Source organism: Pseudodesulfovibrio sp. S3 (assembly GCF_004025585.1).
GTDB lineage: Bacteria > Desulfobacterota > Desulfovibrionia > Desulfovibrionales > Desulfovibrionaceae > Pseudodesulfovibrio.
Genome location: NZ_QTZO01000025.1, coordinates 1 through 21444, shown reverse-complemented (window position 1 = coordinate 21444; position 21444 = coordinate 1). Strand labels below are relative to the sequence as shown.

The window sequence follows — 21444 nt, the reverse complement described above, 5'->3', positions numbered from 1 at the left end:
CAACATGGTTTATCGCTAATCATCTCCTGAATACAGAGCTATCTCCAAGCCTCTGCCCGGGCAGAGGGAACCAAGGCCACAGATGACGGAACCCACCATAATGAAATACTTTCCCATATCCCCGTTGATTCTACGCCCTGATTTCAGAGGGCCATTCGACATCTACCTGCGGCATGACAACAACTATGTCCTGTTCAACGCCCAAAACCGTCTTCTCTCACAGGCAAAAAGAGACGAACTGGCAGCCACTGATATCGATTACGTTTACATTGAGGAAGACTCCCTGAAGAGTTACAACGCCTACCTCCGTGCAAACCTTATGGGAGTGTTGAACGACGAGAACATTCCCCTCAACCATCGCTCCCAGGCGTGGGCAAACGCGGCGACCGCCCTGGCCAAGGAACTCTTCGAAATCAACCTACCCGGCCCCGCCTTCAAGAAGCGGTATAACCGATTCGAAGAATTGATCAACAACAGCGCGAGTTTCGTGCAGTCACCCTTGTCCCTGAAGCACATCACCCGATTCATCAACAAGGGTTACGACACCTATCAGCACGGCGTCAGCACCATGGTTTACGCCGTCAACCTGATCCAGGAATACGACTTCGAGGATTGTGACAGCCTGGCCTGCGGCATGGGCGCATTGCTCCACGACATAGGCAAGGTGGGGCTGCCCGAAAACATCGTCAATGCCGACCCTTCGGGGCTGTCGCCCGACGAGTTCGCGGTTCTCTCCATGCACCCCATGATCGGCGTACGGAACTGCGCAAATTTCAACCTGCCGATCATCGCCACGAACTGCATCCTGTTCCATCACGAACGGGCCGACGGCAAAGGGTATCCCACTCAGGCCACCCATGCCGAAATCCCTTTGCCCATCCGCATTGTGGCTTTGTGTGACCGCTACGACAACCTGACACGCAACCGGCCTTTCAAAAGGGCGCTCAAACCCTTTGACGCCCTCAAGGTGATAACCGACGACAAGGGACTGGTTGAGCCGGATATGCTGAAACGATTCATCGGGCTGCTCTCCAGGGCTGAGATCGTCTAGACCGGGCACACAACGGGAAACGCACCTGAAATACCTTGCCGCGTCCCCCACATACATGGTAGCCGCAGCACATGTTTGACATCACTGCACAAGACATCCAGCTCTATCTGATCATGGCACCGGGACTCCTGGTAGCCCTGGTCTGCCACGAAGTGGCCCACGGGTATGTTGCCTTCCTCTTGGGCGATCCCACCGCCAAGTCGCAGGGGAGGCTGACTTTGAACCCGCTCAAGCACCTCGATCCCATAGGCACCCTGGCCTTCTTTTTCGTCCAGTTCGGCTGGGCCAGACCCGTGCCTGTCAACGCCCGATATTTCCGCAATCCGCGTCAGGGGATGATGTACACGGCCATGGCCGGTCCGGGTGCCAATTTCGCCCTGGCCGCCCTGTTCGCCCTGGCCTTCCACATGATGTCCGCCTTTGGCGTGAGCGGCCGGAGTTCCCTGTACGCCATGACCTACTACGGCGTGTTCATCAATCTCATCCTGGCCGCCTTCAACCTGCTGCCCATACCGCCGCTGGACGGCAGCAACGTCCTTGCATATTTTCTGCCGCCAAAGGCAGCGTTCAAATTCATGTCCCTGAGCCGTTACGGCTTCGTCATCCTGATTGGCATCATCCTGCTCGGTCGATTCACCGGTTTCAACCTCGTGGGTCAGATCATTCTTCCCATCGTAAGAGGCCTGGCTTCCGTGCTGGGCGTGCCTGTCTAACCCTTAAGCACACCATTTATTCATCATGAGCGAAAAACAACGCATTCTCTCCGGCATGAGGCCCACCGGCCCCCTCCATCTCGGTCACTACTTCGGCGTCATCGACAACTGGCTCAAGCTCCAGGAAGAGTACGACTGCTACTTTTTCGTTGCCGACTGGCATGCCCTGACCAGCGAATATGCCGATCCTTCCAGAATCAAGGGATTCATTCCGGGCCTGGTCAAGGACTGGGTGGCCGCCGGCCTGGACCCGGACAAATGCGCCATTTTCCAACAATCCATGATCAAGGAACATGCGGAGCTCAACCTGCTCCTGTCCATGTACACCCCTCTCGGCTGGCTGGAACGGTGTCCCACCTTCAAGGACCAGAAAGAGCAATTGACCCAGAAGGACCTGAACACTCACGGTTTCCTGGGATACCCCGTACTCATGTCCGTGGACATCCTCATGTACAAGCCGTTTGCCGTGCCCGTGGGCAAGGACCAGTTGCCGCATCTGGAACTGACCCGCGAGATCGCCCGCCGCTTCAACCACCTCACGGGTTCCGCAGTCTTCCCTGAACCGGCGGACATGCTCACCGAGGCACCTGTCCTGCCCGGCCTTGACGGCCGCAAGATGTCAAAGAGCTACGGAAATTCCATCATGCTCTCCGAGCCTCTTGACGAAATCATGCCCAAGGTACGCGGCATGAAGACCGACGAGAACCGGCAGCGCAAGTCCGATCCGGGCGATCCCAAGGTCTGCAACCTCTTCCCCTACCACAAGCTCATGACCGACCCGGCCCGACTGCCGGAGATCGAGGCGGGCTGCAAAGACGCATCCTGGGGCTGCGTGGACTGCAAGAAGGTACTCATGGAGTCCCTGGAAGCATTCCTCACGCCCCTGCACGAACGCCGGGCCGCCTGCACCGATGAGCGGGTTCAGGAAATACTGGAAGCAGGCAATGCCAAGGCGCGCGCCTATGCCCAAAAAACCATGGAAGAAGTCAGGAAAGTACTGAACTTCGACTTCTAGCGGAAAAAAGACTATACAGGGAAATCCGCCCGGAACGTTTCGGGCCACACAAACATTTTAGGAGATTGTATGACTGCGCAGAAAGGCAGCACCGTCAAGGTTCATTACACCGGCACCCTCAAGGCTGACGGCAGCCAGTTCGATTCAAGCGAAGGCCGCGACCCGCTGATGTTCACGCTGGGCGAAGGCATGGTCATCGCCGGTTTTGAGAAAGCCGTGATCGGAAAATCCGTGGGCGACACCGTGACTGTGGAAATTCCGCCCGAGGACGGCTACGGCTCTCCCAATGAACAGTTGGTCTTTCAGGTTCGCAAGGAACAGCTTCCCCCCACCGTGGAACTGGAAGAGGGAGCGATGCTGGAAATCCGTACCGAAGACGGCGAACCAGCTTATGTGCGCGTTACCGATTTCGACGACGAACTGGTCACCCTCGACGGCAACCATCCCCTTGCCGGACAAACCCTTGTGTTTGATATTGAGGTCGTAGAAGTAGCTTAAATAGCTGCATATTGATTAATTCACCCCGCCTCTTGCTGCAACCGGCGAGGGGCGGGGTTTTCAATGCGAACAGAGGCACGACATGAGCATCTCACAACGCTGCTGCGGCATCACCCCGTTTCTGGCCATGGAAATCAACGAAAGGGCCGAGGCCATGGAACAGGCCGGGGAGTCCGTCATTCGCATGTGCGTGGGTGAACCTGATTTCGACACGCCCGGGTGTGTCAACCAGGCCTCCTGCAAGGCGCTGGAAAACGGCAAGACCCACTACACCCACTCCCTGGGCATCAGGGAACTGCGGGAAGCCATCTGCGAGGATTACCGCAAACGGTACGGCGTGACCGTGGAACCGGAAAACGTGGTGGTCACCCAGGGAACCAGTCCGGCCATGCTAGCGCTGTTTTCCACCATCCTGGAGAGCGGCGACAAAGTCATCACCTCGGACCCGTGCTATGCCTGCTACGACAATTTCATCACCTTTGCCGGGGCCGAGCCGGTCAAGGTCCCCGTATTCGAAGACGACGCCTTCCAGTACCGCGTGTCCGCCATACGGGCGGCCCTTGACGCCAACGAGGGCATCAAGGCCATCCTGATCAACTCCCCGGCCAACCCCACCGGCACCCTGCTGCCCAGGGAACGCATGCAGGCCATCGCCGACATTGCCCGGGAGCGGGACATCTGGATCGTGTCCGACGAAATCTATCACGGCCTGGTGTATGGGGAGGAAGCGCATTCCATCCTGGAATTCACGGACAAGACGTTCGTACTCAACGGATTCTCCAAGCTCTACGCCATGACCGGCTGGCGGCTGGGCTACATGATCGCGCCCCCGGATTTCATGCGCACCCTTCGCAACCTCTGCCAGAATTTCTTCATTTCCGCCAATACCATGGCCCAATGGGGTGGGATCGCCGCACTCAAGGAGGCGGCCCCGGACGTGGAGCGCATGAAGAACACCTACAACAAACGGCGCATGTATATCCTGAAAAGACTCAAGGACATGGGACTGAGCATCAAGCACGAACCCACCGGAGCCTTCTACGTACTGGTGAACATGCGCCACCTGGCCGCGAAGTTCGACGGCAGTTCCCTGGAACTGGCCTACGACATGCTGGAAAAAGCGAAAATCGCCGTCACTCCGGGCATAGACTTCGGCCAGGGAGCCGAGGGCTACATCCGCTTTTCCTACGCCACCTCCATGGAAAACATCGCGGAAGGCATGAACCGGCTGGAAAGCTATCTGAAAACACACGCTTAAACGGCATGAATGATATATTTAAGCGGGGGGCATGATGATCATGCCCCGGCTTTTTTGTCTGCAAGACAACTCCGACTCCATCTTCTGGTTCAAACCGCCCCTGCCGGACAGGCGAACTTCACCCCGCCAACCATACTGAGCATATACCGAAATACTGGCATCTTAATTCGGGCCGCGCCCCATGGAAAGGCCGATACGCGTATACAGCCTTCCCGGACAGGGGATCTGAGGAACAGCATGACCTGAATCAGACGCGGATATCCAAGGCCCTGTAGGCCGTGCCTCCGGCACCGAACACCACGCCGCCACCGGAGAACAGGGTGTGGGCATCCATGTTGGCAGTATACCACCAGGCCATGGCCTCGGTATGAAGGGGCTGGTCCATATCCGCTGGGGTCAGTTTGGATTGGGCCGTGGAGGCCAGGCTGCCGAATTGAAGGGTCTCGCCCAATTCCCGGACACGGCCCGGATTGGCGGTAAAATAGGCATTGATCATCTCCTTGTCAGGATGATCGCCAACGACCAGGGCCGCGCCCGCAGGATCGTAAAGGAGACGAAACGGTGTGGAGGTATCCACGCCCAGCTCCCCAAGATCAGCCTCCACTTCCCGGTTCCAGTCGGACTGCAGACTCGAATGATGATCCACGACCTCGGTAAAGGAAAGCCTGTCATCGCTCCCTGACACCACTCCGGACAGCAAATCGCGAATATAGGCCCGCACCCCGGCCCCGGATTCGGGTATCTCGGCCTGACAGTTTTTTGACTGCTCGGCATTGAGGGGAAAATGCACGTCCGACTGCGACCGCTTCGGACGTTGATACGTGTACCCTTGTACAGTATGTTCAATAGGTTGAGTTGACATAGAGGCCTCCACCCCCGGCACCGGGCCGGATCATCACATACGTTCACACGTTTTTCGAAGCATGAATCATACCAGTGGATTGCCAAGCCCTGCCGAATGGGGTTATGGTAAAACTGTCAATATCTGTAATCGCGCACAGTCAAGGGGACCTTGAATGGCAAAAAAGACTTTTGAGATCAATGGAGTGGATGTTTCAAAGATAACCAACCGCAACGAATCTCGTGTGGCGAAACTGATACCGAACATACTGGAAGAATATTACGCAGATTATATTTTTGAAGACCTGGATATTCAGGACATATACGCCCTGACCCTCAACCTCATCCCGGCCGGATATGCCCAGGCCGGTTCCATCGTGCTCTCCAACAGGATTTCGGATTACGAGATCAACAAGGAAATCCGCGTTGCGGTCGAACGGGTCCTCGACAATCCCACACGCTCGGATATCTAAGCCCACTGCAAACCAAACGGCCCGCCATGATACCATGGCGGGCCGTTTTCATTTGGATTGATGCCGAAAGAAAGGCTATGCCTCGCCCTTGCTTCCGCCCTTCTTTTCCATGCCGATGACGAACATGAGCAGGGCCGGAATGACGAACACGGTGAAAACCGTGGACAGGGCCAGACCGCCGAGTACCACGGCACCCAAGCCGCGATACAGCTCCGAACCGGGACCCGGAGCCACGGCCAGGGGCAACATGCCGAAAACCGACGTGGCAGCGGACATGTAAATGGGGCGCAACCGTGTCCTGGTGGCCTCGATGATCGCTTCCTTGTGCTCCATGCCATGCTCACGGACATTGCCCAGAGACTGGTGCACGATGAGGATGGCGTTGTTCACGACCACGCCGATAAGAATGACGAATCCGAGCATGGTCAGAATGTCCAGCGGCTGCTGGGCTATGAACAGGTTCTCCAGCCACAGCCCGAGAAATCCGCCCGCACCCGCCAGGGGAACGGTAAACAGGATGATCAGCGGATAAATGAAGTTTTCAAACAACGCGGCCATGAGCAGGTACGTGATGATGAGCGCCAGGATGAAGTTCCACTTCAAGGCGTCACGGGTCACGGTCAGCTTGTCGGCAGCGCCGGAAAGCCGCACGGACACGTCTTCCATCAGGCCGGTCTGTTGCACGGCCGGGATAAGCTGCTGCTCGATGATTTCCATGGCGCTCTGCAACGGCATGTCCGTCGGAGGCGTCACCTGCAGGGTGATGGTACGTTTACGCTCCAAATGGCGAATCTCATTCACACCATAGGTGTTTTCGATACCGGCCAGCGAGGAGAGGGGCACGGCCCAACCCTTGGGTGTCGCCACCAACTGGGAATAGAGTTCCTCGGGCGTGGACACATCCTCGTTGGACGCCTTGAGAACAAGGTCGATCTTCTTCTTTCCCTCTTCCTTGAAGTCTCCGATATTCCGTCCGTCAAGCATGACGTCCAAGGCGGTACCGAGGTCCAGGGAGGTCAGCCCCACGGCCTTGACACGATCGCGATAAGGATGGAAGCGCACCTCGGGATAGAGCAGTTCCAGTGACGGAACGGGACGAATCTGGGCGCCTTGAATGGACTGCATGGTCATGCCGAACATGGTTCCGGCCACCGCCACCAACTTTTCCAGATTGTCGCCGGAAAAGTCCACGTTGATGACACGCCCCTCACCCAGTCCCTGCTCAAAGATGGACGCCTGCAACGACACGCCGAACATGCCGGGGATGGAGTTGAGAACACGCGTAAACAGCGGAATCAACGCGCGGGAGTTCTGTTCCTGGGTGGAGATGGCTCCGAACAGGTTGATGGTCGGCGCGGAAACAAAGAAAAGGTTCTCGATGCCGGGCATACCGTCCACTTCCTTCCTGAAGTGAGGCTTCACCTGATCAAAGACATTCCGGCCTATGTCGTCACGCTCTTCGAAGGACAGGCCCGGCGGGGGGATGAGGATGTTGATTATCAGGTTGCGATTGCCCTGGGGCAGGTATTCCATCTTCGGGAACAGGGACACAACCAGAAGGACAGACGCCAGGGTCATGCCGAAAATCGTAACCAGCCGGTTTTTCCAGTTGTCGATGGCCAGCCGCAGGAGAGCGGTTATGCCGTCGGACAACTTGCCGCCAAAGGCGGTCAGAGGCTTGAGCGCGGCCTTGGCAATGGACAGTCCTGCAGGCTTTCTCGGACCATCGGCAGTCTCCGGCTTTTCCTTTTTGCGCTCGGCAATTCTGTAAAACTGGTTGGCGAGCATGGGGATGACCAGCACGGACACGAACAGAGACAGGGCAATGGCGCAAGTCACGGCAATGGCGATGTCCTTGAACAACTGTCCGGCTTCCTGCTCCATGAAGACCACAGGCAGGAACACGGCCACGGTGGTCAGTGTGGAAGCGAGCACCGCTCCCCAGACCTCGCTGGTCCCGTCGTAGGCGGCATTGAACGCGGACTTGCCCATGCGGCGATGCCGGTCCACGTTTTCGAGCACCACGATGGCGTTGTCCACGAGCATGCCCACGGCAAAGGAGATGCCCGCCATGGACACGATGTTGAGCGAACGCCCTGCTGCCGCGAACATGATGAAGGCACCGATGATGGACACCGGGATGCTGACTGCCACGATGATGGTGGAACTGAAGGATTGGAGAAAGACGAACAGGACCACGATAGCCAGGATGGAACCGATGATGATGTTGTTCTTCACCAGGTCAATGGCGCCGTTGATGTAGGGCCGCTGATCATACACCCAATTGAAATGGATGCCTTTCTCAGCCAGGGGACCGGCGTTGAGCTGCTCCACCACGGCATGTACATCGTCGGTCATGGCCAGGACGTTGGTTCCAGGCTCCGGCTTGATGCCCACGACCATGCCCTTTTCGCCATTGTACTGCATGGCCACTGTGGGCTTCTCGTTGCCCCGGGAAACCGTGGCCACATCGCCCAGGGAAACACGAAATTGCCCCGACGAGGAAATGACGACGGACTTGATGTCTTCTGGCGACTTGAATTCGGCAGGAGTTCGAATGCGGTAGTCCCGGCGTCCCACGCCGAGAGTGCCTGCGGACAGGGAGATATTCTCGCTCTTCAACACGCTGATGAGTTCTGTAACCGTCAGGTTGTAGGAGGCCAGCTTGACGGGATCGACGATGATGTGCATTTCGTCTTCCCGGCCGCCGCCCACGAACAGATCCGCCACACCGTTCACGCGCTCGATGTACTGCCGGACCTCGTTTTCAAAAAAGGTCAGATAGGTGGAGATGTCCTGATGATTGTCCGGCAGAGGCTCAAGGATCAACCAGATGACCGGGGAGGTGGATGCACCGGTGGCCGAAATAATGGGCCGATCGACATCGTCCGGATACTCCGGAACCTCGTCAAGCTTGTTGGAGACGCGCAGAAGTGCCTTGTCAATCTCTGTGCCGATCTCGAACTTCAAGGTCAACTCGGACCGGCTGTCGTAGTTGGAGCTCTCCATCTGGATCAATCCGGGAATGCCCTTGAGCACTTTCTCCTGCTCCTCGACAACGTCACGCTCCATCTCGTAGGGAGTCGCTCCGGTCCAGGTGGTGGTGACGGAGATGACCGGCTCGGTCACATTCGGCGAAAGCTGGTACGGCAGGCTGAGCAGGGCCACCATGCCGAACAGGGAAACCAAGATGACCCCCACGAGCACGGCCACGGGTTTTCGTATGGCGGTTCCTATGATATCCATGGTCCCTCCCTACGGCTGCATGGGTTGTGCGGCCACAGGCTGCTGTGGCTGGAGCCGCTCATTGCCTTTGACCACCACGTCCATGCCTTCCCGGAGTTCCTTGGATTTCACTCCGGCCTCCATACCCCGGTAGCCCACGACATATATCGACATAGGCACGGCCTTGCCGTCGATGACGGCCCAGACCACCATCTGACCCCGAGATGAGATTATGGCATCTCTGGGAACGATCAGGGTCGTGCCGCCCAACCCTTCGGGCAGAACCACACGGGCTTCCATGCCTTCAGCCAGAAAACCGTCGTTGGCGACCCGGATCTTGACCGGGAAGGTTCGGGTGGCCACGTCACCCTTGGGGATGGCCGCGAAAACCTTGCCGGGTATTTCCCTACCGGCGACGTTGATCACCACTTCCAGGCCGGGCTTGACCACGCCGAAGGCCTCACGCGGGGCGTTGACCACCACGTCGAACTCGTCGTCGCGGGCGACCACGGCCACTACAGACCCGGTGGAAACCCATTCTCCGCGGAAGGCCTTTCGTTCAAGGACAACGCCGTCGTAGGGTGAACGGATGGTCTTCTTCTCACGTTCAATCTGCAACCGGTTGAGGATGGCACGGGCCGCGATCATCTTCTTTTCGGAAGACAGGGCCGCCAGCCTTTTGGAGTCATACTCACCCTCGGCCACGGTGCGGCTGTTATACAATTTGGTGGTCCGCTCGTTGTCACGCTTGGCCAGTTCGAAATCGGCCTGGGCCTGGTCCATGAGGGCACGGGCGTTGGCAATGGACCGGTCCAGGATATCCGAAGAAAGCACCACCAGGGGGTCGCCCTTCCTGACCCGCTGGCCGTCCTCCACGTTCAGTGAGACGAGCTTGCCTTCCACCTCTGCGGCCACATTGGATATTTCAGTGAAATAGACCGTGCCGATGAACTCGGTCTGCGGGGCCATGTCGCCGCTGGTCACCTTGCCGGTGACCACGGGAGACGGAGGCCGCTCTCCCGGCTTCTGGGCAAAGGCGGGCACGGCCAGGACCACCGCCGAACAAATCACCACGAGAACCTGAAACACTCTTTTCATCACTTGCTCTTCTTCATTATATTTTTCCACGGCTTGAATACGGACATACACACCGTAACCACCAAGAGGGGCACCGGCCCGGCACCCCGTATGAAATTCATATTCTGATGATACATATAGCCCGCTTTCTGCAGAACATCCATGCCCAACTCCCCGGGCACAGGCCCATCGACCGTTCTCCAAGGGCCGAGGCCAGGGACACGCCGCCCAAACCCAGGAAGGACACAGTGAACAGATGAGGCCCTTTCAGCTATTCCCGGATTGCAGCCTTGGGTTTCAGCAGGGTTCTTCCTGAGATACGCACGCCGCATCAAGGTAAGGTTGGACGATCTTCCAAAGCACCCGTTTGCAGATGGCCAGTTCTTCGGGGTTCACATGCGCCACCAGCCGATCGCGACTGCTTATGACTATGCTCAGGGTGAAATCCACAAGCTCCCGGCCCGCCTCGGTAATGTAAATAAATTTTACCCGCCGATCCTCTTTGCTGGCATTCCGCCGGACCAAGCCCTGTTTTTCCAAGGCGGTAACGAGACGACTGACTCCGGTCTTCTCCTGCAGCAACATCTCGCACAGCCGCCCCTGGGTCAACCCGTCCAAAGAATAGGTGGGCAGCAGCGCCCGCCACTGCTCCACGGTTATCTTCACACCGGCCTGCGAAAATTGGGCGGCCAGATCGTTGGTCAGAATCCTGGAGACTTTCCAGGCCAGGAATCCCATGGACTCTTTGGGGTTCAATCGTTCAAGCAGCATGGATAAAGTTGTATCTGCAACAAACCTGATCGTCAACCCATTTTGGTCCTGTCCACGGGTTGCAATAAAGGGAGTATGGCTATACTGTTCCCTTCATGGAACGATTCACTGCCGACCTCCACATCCACTCCCGTTTCTCGCGCGCCACCAGCAAGAACCTGACCATAAGGGCCCTGGCCGCATGGGGATGTCTCAAGGGCCTCAACGTACTCGGTACCGGTGATTTCACTCACCCCGAATGGCTGGCCGAAATCGAGGAGCAGCTTCAAGACAACGGCAAGGGATTGTTCACCCTGAAGGCCCCCCGTGGCCTGGAGGCGGAGATACCCGCATTCGACGGCGAGATTCCGGGCCGTACCCGGTTCATGCTCCAGACGGAGATAAGTTCCATCTACAAACGCGGCGGCAAGGTCCGCAAAGTCCACAACCTGGTCTACATGCCGACTCTGGACGCGGTGAAACGTTTCAACGAAAAGCTGTCCCAGGTGGGCAACCTGGCCTCGGACGGACGGCCAATTCTCGGTCTGGACAGCCGCGATCTCATCGACATGGTTCTGGAATGCCACCCTCAGGCCTTTCTGGTCCCGGCCCATATCTGGACACCCTGGTTCTCCCTGTTCGGCTCCAAGTCCGGCTTCGACTCCATCCGAGAATGCTTCGGCGACTATGCCGACGAAATCTTTGCCATGGAAACGGGATTGTCTTCGGACCCGGAGATGAACTGGACATGGTCTGAACTGGACCGAATCAAGCTGATCTCTAACTCCGACGCCCACTCCGGCGAAAAACTCGGCCGCGAAGCCAACCTGTTTCGGGGCGAAATTTCCTATGAAGGCATCTATCGCGCCCTGCGCGGCGAGGGACTGGGCCACAAATTCCTGGGCACAGTGGAGTTCTTCCCCGAAGAAGGCAAATACCACATGGACGGCCACCGCAAATGCGGCGTGTCCATGGATCCCCACGAGACCATTGCCCGCGACGGCATCTGTCCGGTCTGCGGCAAGCCGGTCACCGTGGGCGTATACAACCGGATACTGGAGCTGGCCGACAGGGAAGAGCCTGTACAACCGGCAGGCGCACCCAATTTCGTATCCATGATCCCCCTCAAGGAAATCCTGTCCGAAGTGGTCGGCGTGGGCCCAGGCTCCAAGAAGGTCAATGAACTCTACATGCAGCTTCTCAGCAAATTCGGCAACGAACTGGACATTCTCCAACGCGTGCCCGCCGAAGACCTGAACAAGTTTTGCTGCCACCTGGGCGAAGGTTTGTCCCGCATGCGCGATGGCCAGGTCATCCGCAAGGCCGGATATGACGGAGAATACGGCGTGATCACCGTCTTCTCGGAGAAGGAACGCGCCCAGATCAAGAACGGTGCCACCCTCATCTCCGTACCGCATCTCGAAGCGCACCCGGACGTGGGCCAAACCGCAGCCCCATGCCCGACTCTGACTCGTTGCAAGCCAGATACAACCCCGCTGAAATACAACCCGGCCCAACAGCAGGCCATCGATGCCGGTCCCGGCCCGATTCTCGTCCTGGCTGGTCCCGGCACGGGCAAGACCCAGACCCTCATGGGACGCATCGCCAGACTCATCGATGCCGGGGCCAAACCCAAACGTATCCTGGCCCTGACCTTCACCCGAAGAGCGGCCCAGGAAATGCGAGACCGGCTCAAGAACCTGCGCGGCGAAGATGCTGACATGCCCCAGGCCGGAACCCTCCACTCGTTGTGCTTCGATTACTGGAAGCACGCCTATTCCGAGACCCCCATCGTGATGCCCGAGGTCGGCGCCAAAAAACTCTTCGCCGAGGTCAACCCGGAATTCGCGGGCAAGAACCTCGACTATTACTGGAACAAGTACATCCTGGCCAGAGAGCAGCTCACAGGGCTGCCCGAGGATCTGGCCGAAGCGCACATAAACTACGGCAACCAAAAAAACCACTGGGATCTGGTGGACTACACCGACCTGCTGGAGTTCATGCTGGAACAATGCGATGCGCCCACCTTCCGTATGCCCTACACCCATGTGCTGGTGGACGAGGTTCAGGATCTCACTCCCCTGCAACTGGCTGTGATCAAAGGCATTGCGAGCAAGGACGGCGAAGGGTTGTTCTGCATAGGCGATCCGAGGCAGTCCATTTACGGATTTCGGGGGGCAGTGGAAGACGTGCAGGCCCACCTCACCCAGACCTGGCCCGCCATCGAACAAATCACTCTGACCGAGAACTACCGTTCAGGCCAAAACATCCTGGACGGCGCAGGCAACCTGTTCCCGGACGCCCCACGTCTCCATGCCCAAAGCGATATCAAGGCCACCCTGCACCTGTTCGAGGCCCCGGACGACCTGCGAGAAGCCGCTTGGATCAGCGACAAGATCAAAGGGCTTATCGGTGCCACTAGTCACTCCGTCTCGGATTTCGAAGGAAGCGGTGATCTGGCCCCCGGCGACATCGTTGTACTGGTCCGTTTCAAGGCACTCATCCCGACCATCGAAAAGGCTCTCAAGCGGGCCGGCATCCCCGTATCCACACCGGAACTGGAAGGATTCTGGCAGGAACCTCGCGTGGCAAGCATCCTCAAGGCCGCCGAACAGTTCCTCGGCATGACCCTGTCCGGCGGCGAAGACGTCATCGACGTGCCCGACCACATCCTGGCAAAAGGCCCCGTGGGGCTGGCCGCCTATTTGAACGAGACTCCGCCCTTCGATCAATTTTTCTGGGAAAGCCGCCACTTCAAGGAGTTGAAAAAAGAATTCGACAGGCGCGGCGGCTGGCAGGGTCTGGTCAACTGGGTGTCCCTCCAGACCGAACTGGAATTGGTCCGCCGGATGGCCGAAAAAGTCCAGATCATGACGCTCCACGCTGCCAAGGGACTGGAATTCGAAGCCGTGTTCATGCCGGCCTGCGAAGAAGGAATCCTGCCATTTGCGGGCATGGACCTGCTCACTGCCAAGGTGACCCTGACTCCGGGCCGGGGACAAAAATTCTACGAGGAGCGCCGCCTGATGTATGTGGGCATGACCCGCGCCAAGCGCAACCTCTACATCAGTCACGCCGCCAAACGGCTCCTCTTCGGCAAGACCCTGGCCCTGCCTCAATCACGATATCTGCGGGAAATTCCCGAAAAGCTGCTGACGAAATCCACTCTGGCCGCCAAAAAGGTCACCAAAGAGAAGCAGCTCGGACTGTTGGACTAAAGGAAAAACCGATACAATCCGCGCTCATAGGCCCAGCACACATTACGGGCCACGGCACGGGTCAGCCCGACCCGGCGCAATCGGCAAAAAACGTGCAGGGGGTTGAGCATATGCTGACAATATTCTCGAAAAGCTTTCATGTCTGTACCCTCGGACATTCCTTTGAGCATTTGAGTGCTTCATTGCAATAGCCATGCCCCACAACTATATTTCAACAAAACCCGGCGGTTCTTCTTCCGCCTCTGGCGGCGACCGGGAAAAAAGTGCGCACACCCGTCCGATATCCGTCCAAGCGGTACAGGAAAAATGGAACGTGCGATTTCCCTTTACCCTGGCCGCCCCATCCTTTGTGCTGCCTGCCGGGGCTGCGGAAAACAGTCTGTTCCTGGCGGACTATTTCCCTGAAATCGCGCTCCTTTTTTTCGAAACCGAAGCCTGTCTCGCTTACACTGAAACCGACCTGCCCGCGCATCTGGCCGACCTCGCCTGCTCCTGGAACGTGCACTTGCCTCTCGACCTGCGGTGGGAAGACGGACTGGACGCCACATGGCAGAAAATCGACGGCCTCCTGAACAAGGCGGCCTATCTTTCACCACATGCCTATGTGCTCCACCCGCCCACCCAACCGGACATGCTCGTTCCCCTGGCCGCACGGCTGCGGGACAAGGGCGTGGACCCGGCCATGTTCCTGGTGGAAAATATCGGTCAATGCAGCCTGACCCCCATATGGGAGCAGGTTGTGGAGGGCGGCTATTCCGCCTGTCTGGATATCGGGCACATCCTTGCCTATGGTCAACACGACGTGCTCGACCTGCCGGGAATATGGGAGCGGACCCGCATGCTCCACGTCTATGGGGCCGAACGGCGCATGAAACACTGGCCCCTGACCGAATTGGACGCCCAAGGCCAGGAAATTTTATGCACCATGCTCGAAAAGGTTTCAGACGTGACCGTGACTCTGGAACTCTTTGATCAAACAGAACTTTTCGATTCACTGGACTTGCTCGGCCAGTGGATTTCCCGGTGGGGGAACAATAAATGATCACCCTGGTTCTCGGCGGCAACAAATCCGGAAAATCCGACTTTGCGCTCGATTTATTGACCAAAGGAGCCGAACCGGGGTTGTTTATTGCCACAGGCAAGGCCAAAGACATGGATTTCCGAGAACAAATCCGCCGCCATCGCCAAAGTCGCACTCCCAACCTCGAAGTAATAGAAGTTTCCGAGGACTTGCCTCAAGAGCTTCAAAAGGCTAAATTGTTTTTTCCGACCCTGCTTGTGGACAGCTTGGACTACTGGCTGTTCGCCTGCCGGGAAGCCGGATGCGAGTCGGAAAAAGTCAAGGAATTCATGGCTGTTCTTGACGAATGGAACGCCACGGATTTGATATTGGTCTCATGCGAAACAGGGCTTGGCCCGCTCCCGGGGGGGAGCGCTGTCAGAGCCTTTGTACGGAGCCTCGGCGCACTCAACCAGAGTATCGCTGCGCGGGCCGACCGGGCATACCTGGTTGCAGCCGGGCTGCCGTTAACCCTGAAACAGGGATAATTTGTGGCACTTTTCCGACAGCTTGATGAACATGTCGAACACCTTCTGGAACTGTTCAAGAAGGACGACAATTGGCTTATCGTCATAAATGCCGACCCCGATGCCCTGGGATCGGCCCTTGCGCTCCGGCGCATCATGGCCCGGCGTGTGAGCACCATCGCCATCGCCCAAATCAACGAGATCAAACGACCGGACAACCTGTCCATGATCCGTTACTGCCGTATTCCAACGCAAAAACTCATTCCGAATCTGGCGGCCCAGTTCGACAAATTCGCCCTGGTGGACTCCCAACCCCACCACAACCCCGAGTTCAAGCCCTTCAACTTCTCCGTGGTCATCGACCACCACCCCATTGCCCAGGACAACCTGGTCCAGGCGGATTACGTGGACATCCGGCCCAAGTACGGCGCGGTCTGCACCATGATGACCGAATACCTCTACAATATGAAAATCCGTCCGGCCAAACTGCTGGCCACGGCTCTCATGTACGGCATCCGCTGCGACACCCGCACCTTTGAACGTGAGTTCATCGACGCGGACATGGCCGCCTTCAAATATCTCAGCAAATATGCGGACTCCAAGCTGATGAACCGCATCAGCCGCAGTGAATTCCACCTGGACTGGATGCGCTATTTTTCGCGCGCATTTTACAACCTTCGCCGCATCGGCCAAGGGTTGTTCGCCCATTGCGGCAACGTTGAGAATCCGGACATCCTGGTTATCGTGGCCGACTTCTTTACCCGCGTTCACAATGTGCCGTGGGTGGTGGTTTCCGGCACCGCGGACGAAAAACTGGTCTGCATCTTCCGCGGCGACGGCCTCCGGCGTGACATGGGCTCCCTGGCCCAAAAGACCATGAGCGGACTCGAAGCGGCTTCGGCAGGCGGCCACAAACAGGCTGCCCGCGCCGAAGTGGATCTTGAAGCCCTGAACGGCGTGGACCCTGAAATATTCATGCTCAAGCGTCTTGGCCAGGGCCGCAAGAAAACCATCCGCAGAATTTAACCCATACCATTGGAATCATGTCGTTAAAAGAACGCCTCAATCTCGATAGGGAACCCGTCTACCTCATCGACGGCACCGCCCTGCTCTACCGCGCTTTCTACGCCCGCGCCGACCTGTCGCGCTCGGACGGTTTCCCGACCAACGCCATCAACACCGTGATGCGGGTGGTCATGAACCTGCTCAAGGAAGAGCGCCCCCGGCACGTGGCCTTTCTCATGGACGGCAAGGGACCGACCTTCCGCAACGAGATGTACGACCTGTACAAGGCCAACCGCCCGTCCATGCCCGAACCGCTGGCCGAGCAGGTGGACCCGGTGCGCCGGGGCGTGGAGCTGCTGGGCATCAAGCTGCTGGTCTCCGACGGCGTGGAGGCTGACGATTGCATCTGCGCCCTTGCCGGGCACTACAAGGCTGAACGCCCTGTGGTCATCCTGGCCTCGGACAAGGACATCAAGCAATGCCTGGACACGCAGGTGGTCATGGTCAGCCAGCACGGACGCAACGAAACCATCCACACCCTGGATTCCTTTCGGGAAGCGGAAGGCATGGAGCCGGACACCTGGCCGGATTTCCAGGCCGTGATCGGCGATTCGGCGGACAACATTCCCGGCATCCCCAAGATCGGTCCGGTGACCGCACGCAAGATTTTTGCCGAGACCGGTCCCACCTTGGAAGAACTGCGCGACAACATCGACAAGTTGCCGGAAAAACTGCGCGAAAAAGTGGAACCGGAGCTGGAAAACGTGTTCATATACCGCGAGCTGACGCGCATGAAGACGGACTGCTGCGACCTGCCCGTGGACGACTTTGTGGTGCAGGAGATCGACTTTGCCGCGCTGGACGAATTTCTTGAAGAGTATGAATTGCGCAGTCTGCAACGGGTGCTGCCAAGGACGCCACTGACGGCACCGGCCCAAAATCCGAAGGCGGCTCCGGCCAAATCGTCCGCAAAGAGTGCGCCCGCCGGGGACGGGGGTATGCTCTCCCTGTTCGGCAGCGCACCAGCGCTGGAAAAGCCCGACGCCCCCCTGCCGGTGACGGACGCCGCAAGCGTGGATGATCTGCCCGGCCTGGCTGGCGAGGATGTGGGCCTGACCTATGAGGACGGCGCGTTTTTCATCGGTATGGACTCGGTCGAGTACCGATACTCCGGCCCGGCGAGCGACCTTGTCCGGGCTCTGGACAATGCCAATGTCATTGCCACACCGAGCGTGCAGGACCTGCTGCGCACCGATGCGGGCTGGGACTACATCCTGCCCGGCCAGTGGTTCGACCTCAGTCTGGCCGCGTACCTTCTGGACCCGGAGGCGCGCAATTACACCTGGCCGAGGCTCAGGCAATCCCTTTTCCAGGACGGCCGCCCGGAATTCTCCGCTGCCCGCGACCTGCACCCGCAATCCCAGGGGCTGGCGGCGCTGGCCTACATGCAGGGCATCCGCGGCCAGGTGGAAGGCGCGGACCTGACCCGGCTCATGCGCGATCTGGAACAGCCGCTCATCCCGGTGCTGGTCTCCATGGAACGGGCGGGCATCGGCATCGACCTCAACGCCTTCGAGACATTTCTCAATGATGTCAGCGGCCAGCTCAACGAATTGACCCGGACCATCATCGGGCTGGCCGGAGAGGAGTTCAACATCCGCTCCAGCCAGCAACTGGCCGTGATATTGTTCGATAGGCTCGACATCAAGGCGGGTTCCAAGACCTCCACAGGACTGCGCTCCACGGCCAACCAGGTGTTGGAAAAAATCCGCGATCTGCACCCCATTGTGGAGGCGGTGCTGGAATTCCGCATGTTGGAGAAACTGCGCTCCACCTACCTTGAGCCGCTGCCCAAACTGGTGGGCGAGGACGGCAGGCTGCACACCCATTTCAACCAATTGTCCACGGCCACGGGCCGCCTTTCAAGCTCGCAGCCCAACCTGCAGAACATCCCCATTCGCGGCGTACACGGCCCGAGGATGCGCGCCTGTTTCAACGCGGCTGAAGGAAACCTGTTGGCAGCAGCGGACTATTCGCAGATCGAACTGCGCGTCCTGGCCCATTTCTCCAAGGACCCGGCCCTGATCGACGCCTTCCTGCACAACGAGGATATCCACTCGCGCACGGCAGCCCTGCTCAATGACAAGACGGTCGAGGAAGTGACCCCGGACGAACGGCGCGGGGCCAAGACCATCAACTTCGGCCTGATCTACGGCATGGGCGTCCAGAAACTGGCCCGCGAACTGAAGATCAAACAGACCGAAGCCCAGGAATTCACGGACAAATACTTCGAGAAAATGGCGACCCTCAAGACATACTACGACTCCATCGTCAAGGACGCCGAAACCCACGGCTTCGTCACCACCCTTGCCGGACGCCGCCGCCTGCTCCCGGAACTCCACTCCAGAAACAACCAAATGGCCTCCCAGGCCAAACGCCAGGCCATCAACACGGTCATCCAGGGCTCTGCCGCCGACATCATAAAAATGGCCATGCTGGCCGCCCACAAAGACCAGGAACTCAAGTCCCTGGGCGCCAAACTCATCCTCCAGGTCCACGATGAACTGATCATCGAAGCCCCGGCCACAACCATAGAAGCCGCCGGAGCACGCCTGAAGGAAGTCATGCAAAACGTAGCCAAACTGGCCGTCCCGCTGAAGGTGGACTTAGGGGTTGGGAAGAATTGGGCTGAAGCGCATTAAATCTGTATTTGATACTTTTTCTTATAAGATTCGAAGACTAAAGGGTAATTAATGATATTCAAACGTCAAAAGATGCTACTAAGCATTCTTCTTGAGAGCAAACGATCTATTTCTTTTGATCGGCTCATGCTACTCGCAGCTATAGTTTCTTCCGAAAGCCCTATTACTCGGACAGAAATGTATGACTTTATACCATACAAGAATGGAATCACTTCACTTTTATTAACACACGACCTTGAACTCCTTGAAAGAAAAGAACTAATCACTCGGACAAAAAACACCTTTGACCACAAACTCAGCAAAAATGCCATTGGGCATGTTTATTCATTATCATTTGACGAACAACAAACTATCCAAAAAATTGTACAACAAAATCAAGACTATTCCGACATTGATTTAGTTACTCGCACAACTAAAATTTCTCCAAAATTTCAAACGCCTGTAACAAAAAACAAGACAACGAAAATCACTACAGCTGGATATGAAGGAAATACGATTGATGGTTTTTTGCTGAGATTGCTTTCCGCTGGAATTCAAACAATTATTGATGTCAGAAAAAATCCTATATCTCGAAAGTTTGGTTTTTCTAAAACGAGCATGGAAAACTCTGCTAACGCCGTCGGCATTACCTACATGCACATCCCTGAGCTAGGTATAAAAAGTGAATCAAGACAAAACCTAAACTGCAAAGATGACTACATCAAACTCTTTGACAATTACGAAAAAACAACCCTAAAAGAGACTAGTGAATATCAACAACTGGTAATTGAGCAAATTATTCAGCAGCCCTCAGTTCTAGTTTGTTTTGAACACAAGCCAACAGATTGCCATAGAGGAAGGCTGGCTAACCACCTGGCAAAACTAACAAAACTTTCAGTGACCCATCTATAATTAAAGAGGTTGAGGAGTGAAAGAGCGCAAGCATATACTGGTAACAGTCAAAACATATCCTCAGCCATCTGAAAAATATCATGAAACGGTCTGCACTGCTGGCGTCTGCAAAGATGGTTCGTTAATTCGCATATATCCGTTTCCTTTCCGCACGTTAAAAGAATTTGAACGTTTCAAAAAATATCAATGGATAGAAGTCGACGTAGAACGAAATACAGTCGATCCTAGACCGGAATCATTCAAAGCTTTCCCCAGCACCTTAAAGTTGGGCGAATTGATTTCTTCAAAAAAATGGGATCAACGCCTCCATGCAATCTTGAAGTCTAATCCGATCAGAAACACATGCGATCTTATGAATGAATATGGTAAGAATATATCGCTCTCGATCGTAAAACCAAAAAAGATTATCGATTTCATTTATGAAGAAGATTCACCAAATTGGAACCCGAAGCAAGAAAACGCAATGAAAGCTCTTTGGCTTGATCGTCCAGCGATCTCACTTGAAAAAATTCCTTGGCGTTTTAAATTCAAGTACTTATGTAATGATCCAAAATGTAAAGGCCATAGTCAAACCATTGAAGATTGGGAAGTCTTTCAACTATTCAGAAAGATGAAATATACCCATGGAGACGAAAGGATTGCATTAAACAAAGTCAGAAACCAATACTTAAATAATTTGTGCTCGCCCAAACGCGACCCTCACTTTTTCGTCGGCATGCACAATCTACACAGAGTGTGGATGATAATAGGCTTCTTCAGTCCACCTAAAAGAGATCGACAATTACAACTTCTGTAGACCGCAAACAGCCATGCCACTCCTCGCCCTTAGAAGCTGACGGAGTGGCGGAGCGGCTCTTCCGATCACGGGGGGAGCGAAGCGGACGCCTTGATCGGGGAGCGGAGCCGGTCCGATCAGCTTCTTGGGGCGGGGAGTGCGGCGGCCGCGCTGGGAAGCCGCGTTTTTTTGGTTCTTTTTTGGGGCGGCCCAGCCAAAAAAGAACCCCGCCGGGAGGGCATCAAAAAAAGTCGGAGGAGCGACAGCGACGGCTCTCTCCTCCTCCCCCGCGCCGAAGGCGCTCTCCCTGTCCCTTATACATATCTGACGCTTACGACGATACGCAGTTCGTTGCTTTATGTCGCTGCTGCTCCATTGACTAAAACAATATCGCTTCGTCTTACTTCCACACTTTTCATCACACAA

The 21444-nt window shown here is 56.6% G+C and carries 19 protein-coding genes; 14 read left to right on the top strand and 5 right to left on the bottom strand.

Annotation, left to right across the window (positions count from 1 at the left end; genetic code table 11):
* Positions 1-100 precede the first annotated feature (100 nt).
* The 5 genes from DWB63_RS16035 to DWB63_RS16015 all read left to right on the top strand — a co-directional run bounded on the left by DWB63_RS16035 (position 101) and on the right by DWB63_RS16015 (position 4535).
* A complete protein-coding gene (locus DWB63_RS16035) occupies positions 101-1051 on the top strand; it encodes an HD domain-containing phosphohydrolase (protein ID WP_241648890.1) in 951 nt (316 codons plus the stop codon).
* 71 nt (positions 1052-1122) lie between these two features.
* Positions 1123-1764 carry a site-2 protease family protein gene (locus tag DWB63_RS16030; RefSeq protein WP_128329874.1) on the top strand — a complete coding sequence of 214 codons (642 nt, stop codon included), beginning with the start codon at positions 1123-1125 and terminating at the stop codon, positions 1762-1764.
* 25 nt (positions 1765-1789) lie between these two features.
* Positions 1790-2779: a tryptophan--tRNA ligase gene (gene trpS, locus DWB63_RS16025; RefSeq protein ID WP_128329873.1), complete on the top strand. Its 990-nt coding sequence runs from the start codon at positions 1790-1792 to the stop codon at positions 2777-2779.
* A 69-nt stretch (positions 2780-2848) separates the two neighbouring features.
* Complete coding sequence (locus DWB63_RS16020; protein WP_128329872.1) at positions 2849-3277, top strand: peptidylprolyl isomerase; 429 nt, start codon at positions 2849-2851, stop codon at positions 3275-3277.
* Positions 3278-3359: 82 nt separating this feature from the next.
* Positions 3360-4535, top strand: coding sequence for a pyridoxal phosphate-dependent aminotransferase (locus tag DWB63_RS16015; RefSeq protein WP_128329871.1), 1176 nt, complete (start codon positions 3360-3362; stop codon positions 4533-4535).
* A gap of 247 nt (positions 4536-4782) precedes the next feature.
* On the opposite strand, the gene DWB63_RS16010 is transcribed toward DWB63_RS16015, so the two are convergent.
* The gene (locus DWB63_RS16010; protein ID WP_128329870.1) at positions 4783-5397 is read right to left on the bottom strand and encodes a hypothetical protein; all 615 of its coding nucleotides are present in this window, start codon (positions 5395-5397) and stop codon (positions 4783-4785) included.
* Positions 5398-5551: 154 nt separating this feature from the next.
* On the opposite strand from DWB63_RS16010, the gene DWB63_RS16005 reads away from it, so the two are divergent.
* Positions 5552-5848 carry a late competence development ComFB family protein gene (locus DWB63_RS16005; protein WP_128329869.1) on the top strand — a complete coding sequence of 99 codons (297 nt, stop codon included), beginning with the start codon at positions 5552-5554 and terminating at the stop codon, positions 5846-5848.
* A 75-nt stretch (positions 5849-5923) separates the two neighbouring features.
* On the opposite strand, the gene DWB63_RS16000 is transcribed toward DWB63_RS16005, so the two are convergent.
* Positions 5924-9094: an efflux RND transporter permease subunit gene (locus DWB63_RS16000; protein WP_128329868.1), complete on the bottom strand. Its 3171-nt coding sequence runs from the start codon at positions 9092-9094 to the stop codon at positions 5924-5926.
* 9 nt (positions 9095-9103) lie between these two features.
* A complete protein-coding gene (locus DWB63_RS15995; RefSeq protein ID WP_128329867.1) occupies positions 9104-10171 on the bottom strand; it encodes an efflux RND transporter periplasmic adaptor subunit in 1068 nt (355 codons plus the stop codon).
* A gap of 107 nt (positions 10172-10278) precedes the next feature.
* On the opposite strand from DWB63_RS15995, the gene DWB63_RS17540 reads away from it, so the two are divergent.
* Positions 10279-10410: a hypothetical protein gene (locus DWB63_RS17540; RefSeq protein ID WP_277749744.1), complete on the top strand. Its 132-nt coding sequence runs from the start codon at positions 10279-10281 to the stop codon at positions 10408-10410.
* A 37-nt stretch (positions 10411-10447) separates the two neighbouring features.
* Here DWB63_RS17540 and DWB63_RS15990 read toward each other — a convergent pair whose 3' ends face one another.
* Complete coding sequence (locus DWB63_RS15990) at positions 10448-10921, bottom strand: MarR family transcriptional regulator (protein WP_128329866.1); 474 nt, start codon at positions 10919-10921, stop codon at positions 10448-10450.
* Positions 10922-11016: 95 nt separating this feature from the next.
* Between DWB63_RS15990 and DWB63_RS15985 the strand changes: the two genes are divergently transcribed.
* Positions 11017-14118: a UvrD-helicase domain-containing protein gene (locus tag DWB63_RS15985; protein ID WP_128329865.1), complete on the top strand. Its 3102-nt coding sequence runs from the start codon at positions 11017-11019 to the stop codon at positions 14116-14118.
* Here the strand turns inward: DWB63_RS15985 and DWB63_RS17380 are convergent.
* Positions 14115-14258: a hypothetical protein gene (locus DWB63_RS17380; RefSeq protein WP_164879926.1), complete on the bottom strand. Its 144-nt coding sequence runs from the start codon at positions 14256-14258 to the stop codon at positions 14115-14117. The two genes, DWB63_RS15985 and DWB63_RS17380, sit on opposite strands and share 4 nt — an antisense overlap.
* Positions 14259-14431: 173 nt before the next feature.
* On the opposite strand from DWB63_RS17380, the gene cbiR reads away from it, so the two are divergent.
* The 6 genes from cbiR (at position 14432) to DWB63_RS15955 (ending at position 21039) form a co-directional block, all read left to right on the top strand.
* Positions 14432-15160 carry a cobamide remodeling phosphodiesterase CbiR gene (cbiR, locus tag DWB63_RS15980; RefSeq protein WP_241648889.1) on the top strand — a complete coding sequence of 243 codons (729 nt, stop codon included), beginning with the start codon at positions 14432-14434 and terminating at the stop codon, positions 15158-15160.
* Positions 15157-15666 carry a bifunctional adenosylcobinamide kinase/adenosylcobinamide-phosphate guanylyltransferase gene (locus tag DWB63_RS15975; protein ID WP_128329863.1) on the top strand — a complete coding sequence of 170 codons (510 nt, stop codon included), beginning with the start codon at positions 15157-15159 and terminating at the stop codon, positions 15664-15666. The genes cbiR and DWB63_RS15975 overlap by 4 nt, the downstream gene beginning before the upstream one ends.
* A 3-nt stretch (positions 15667-15669) precedes the next feature.
* Positions 15670-16671: a DHH family phosphoesterase gene (locus DWB63_RS15970; protein ID WP_128329862.1), complete on the top strand. Its 1002-nt coding sequence runs from the start codon at positions 15670-15672 to the stop codon at positions 16669-16671.
* A gap of 17 nt (positions 16672-16688) precedes the next feature.
* Complete coding sequence (gene polA / locus DWB63_RS15965) at positions 16689-19352, top strand: DNA polymerase I (RefSeq protein WP_128329861.1); 2664 nt, start codon at positions 16689-16691, stop codon at positions 19350-19352.
* Between the two features lie 126 nt (positions 19353-19478).
* Positions 19479-20243 carry a DUF488 domain-containing protein gene (locus DWB63_RS15960; protein ID WP_206613184.1) on the top strand — a complete coding sequence of 255 codons (765 nt, stop codon included), beginning with the start codon at positions 19479-19481 and terminating at the stop codon, positions 20241-20243.
* A 16-nt stretch (positions 20244-20259) separates the two neighbouring features.
* The gene (locus tag DWB63_RS15955; RefSeq protein ID WP_128329859.1) at positions 20260-21039 is read left to right on the top strand and encodes a hypothetical protein; all 780 of its coding nucleotides are present in this window, start codon (positions 20260-20262) and stop codon (positions 21037-21039) included.
* The last annotated feature ends 405 nt before the right edge of the window (positions 21040-21444 follow it).

Bases quoted from the DNA above. Each gene is read 5' to 3' on its own strand.
- DWB63_RS15960 (WP_206613184.1), top strand. From the start codon at position 19,479: ATGCTACTCGCAGCTATAGTTTCTTCCGAAAGCCCTATTACTCGGACA.
- polA (WP_128329861.1), top strand. From the start codon at position 16,689: ATGTCGTTAAAAGAACGCCTCAATCTCGATAGGGAACCCGTCTACCTC.
- DWB63_RS17540 (WP_277749744.1), top strand. From the start codon at position 10,279: ATGATACATATAGCCCGCTTTCTGCAGAACATCCATGCCCAACTCCCC.
- DWB63_RS17380 (WP_164879926.1), bottom strand. From the start codon at position 14,258: ATGAAAGCTTTTCGAGAATATTGTCAGCATATGCTCAACCCCCTGCAC.
- DWB63_RS16020 (WP_128329872.1), top strand. From the start codon at position 2,849: ATGACTGCGCAGAAAGGCAGCACCGTCAAGGTTCATTACACCGGCACC.
- DWB63_RS16010 (WP_128329870.1), bottom strand. From the start codon at position 5,397: ATGTCAACTCAACCTATTGAACATACTGTACAAGGGTACACGTATCAA.
- DWB63_RS15995 (WP_128329867.1), bottom strand. From the start codon at position 10,171: ATGAAAAGAGTGTTTCAGGTTCTCGTGGTGATTTGTTCGGCGGTGGTC.
- DWB63_RS16005 (WP_128329869.1), top strand. From the start codon at position 5,552: ATGGCAAAAAAGACTTTTGAGATCAATGGAGTGGATGTTTCAAAGATA.
- DWB63_RS15990 (WP_128329866.1), bottom strand. From the start codon at position 10,921: ATGCTGCTTGAACGATTGAACCCCAAAGAGTCCATGGGATTCCTGGCC.
- trpS (WP_128329873.1), top strand. From the start codon at position 1,790: ATGAGCGAAAAACAACGCATTCTCTCCGGCATGAGGCCCACCGGCCCC.
- DWB63_RS15985 (WP_128329865.1), top strand. From the start codon at position 11,017: ATGGAACGATTCACTGCCGACCTCCACATCCACTCCCGTTTCTCGCGC.
- DWB63_RS15975 (WP_128329863.1), top strand. From the start codon at position 15,157: ATGATCACCCTGGTTCTCGGCGGCAACAAATCCGGAAAATCCGACTTT.
- DWB63_RS16035 (WP_241648890.1), top strand. From the start codon at position 101: ATGAAATACTTTCCCATATCCCCGTTGATTCTACGCCCTGATTTCAGA.
- DWB63_RS16015 (WP_128329871.1), top strand. From the start codon at position 3,360: ATGAGCATCTCACAACGCTGCTGCGGCATCACCCCGTTTCTGGCCATG.
- DWB63_RS16030 (WP_128329874.1), top strand. From the start codon at position 1,123: ATGTTTGACATCACTGCACAAGACATCCAGCTCTATCTGATCATGGCA.
- DWB63_RS16000 (WP_128329868.1), bottom strand. From the start codon at position 9,094: ATGGATATCATAGGAACCGCCATACGAAAACCCGTGGCCGTGCTCGTG.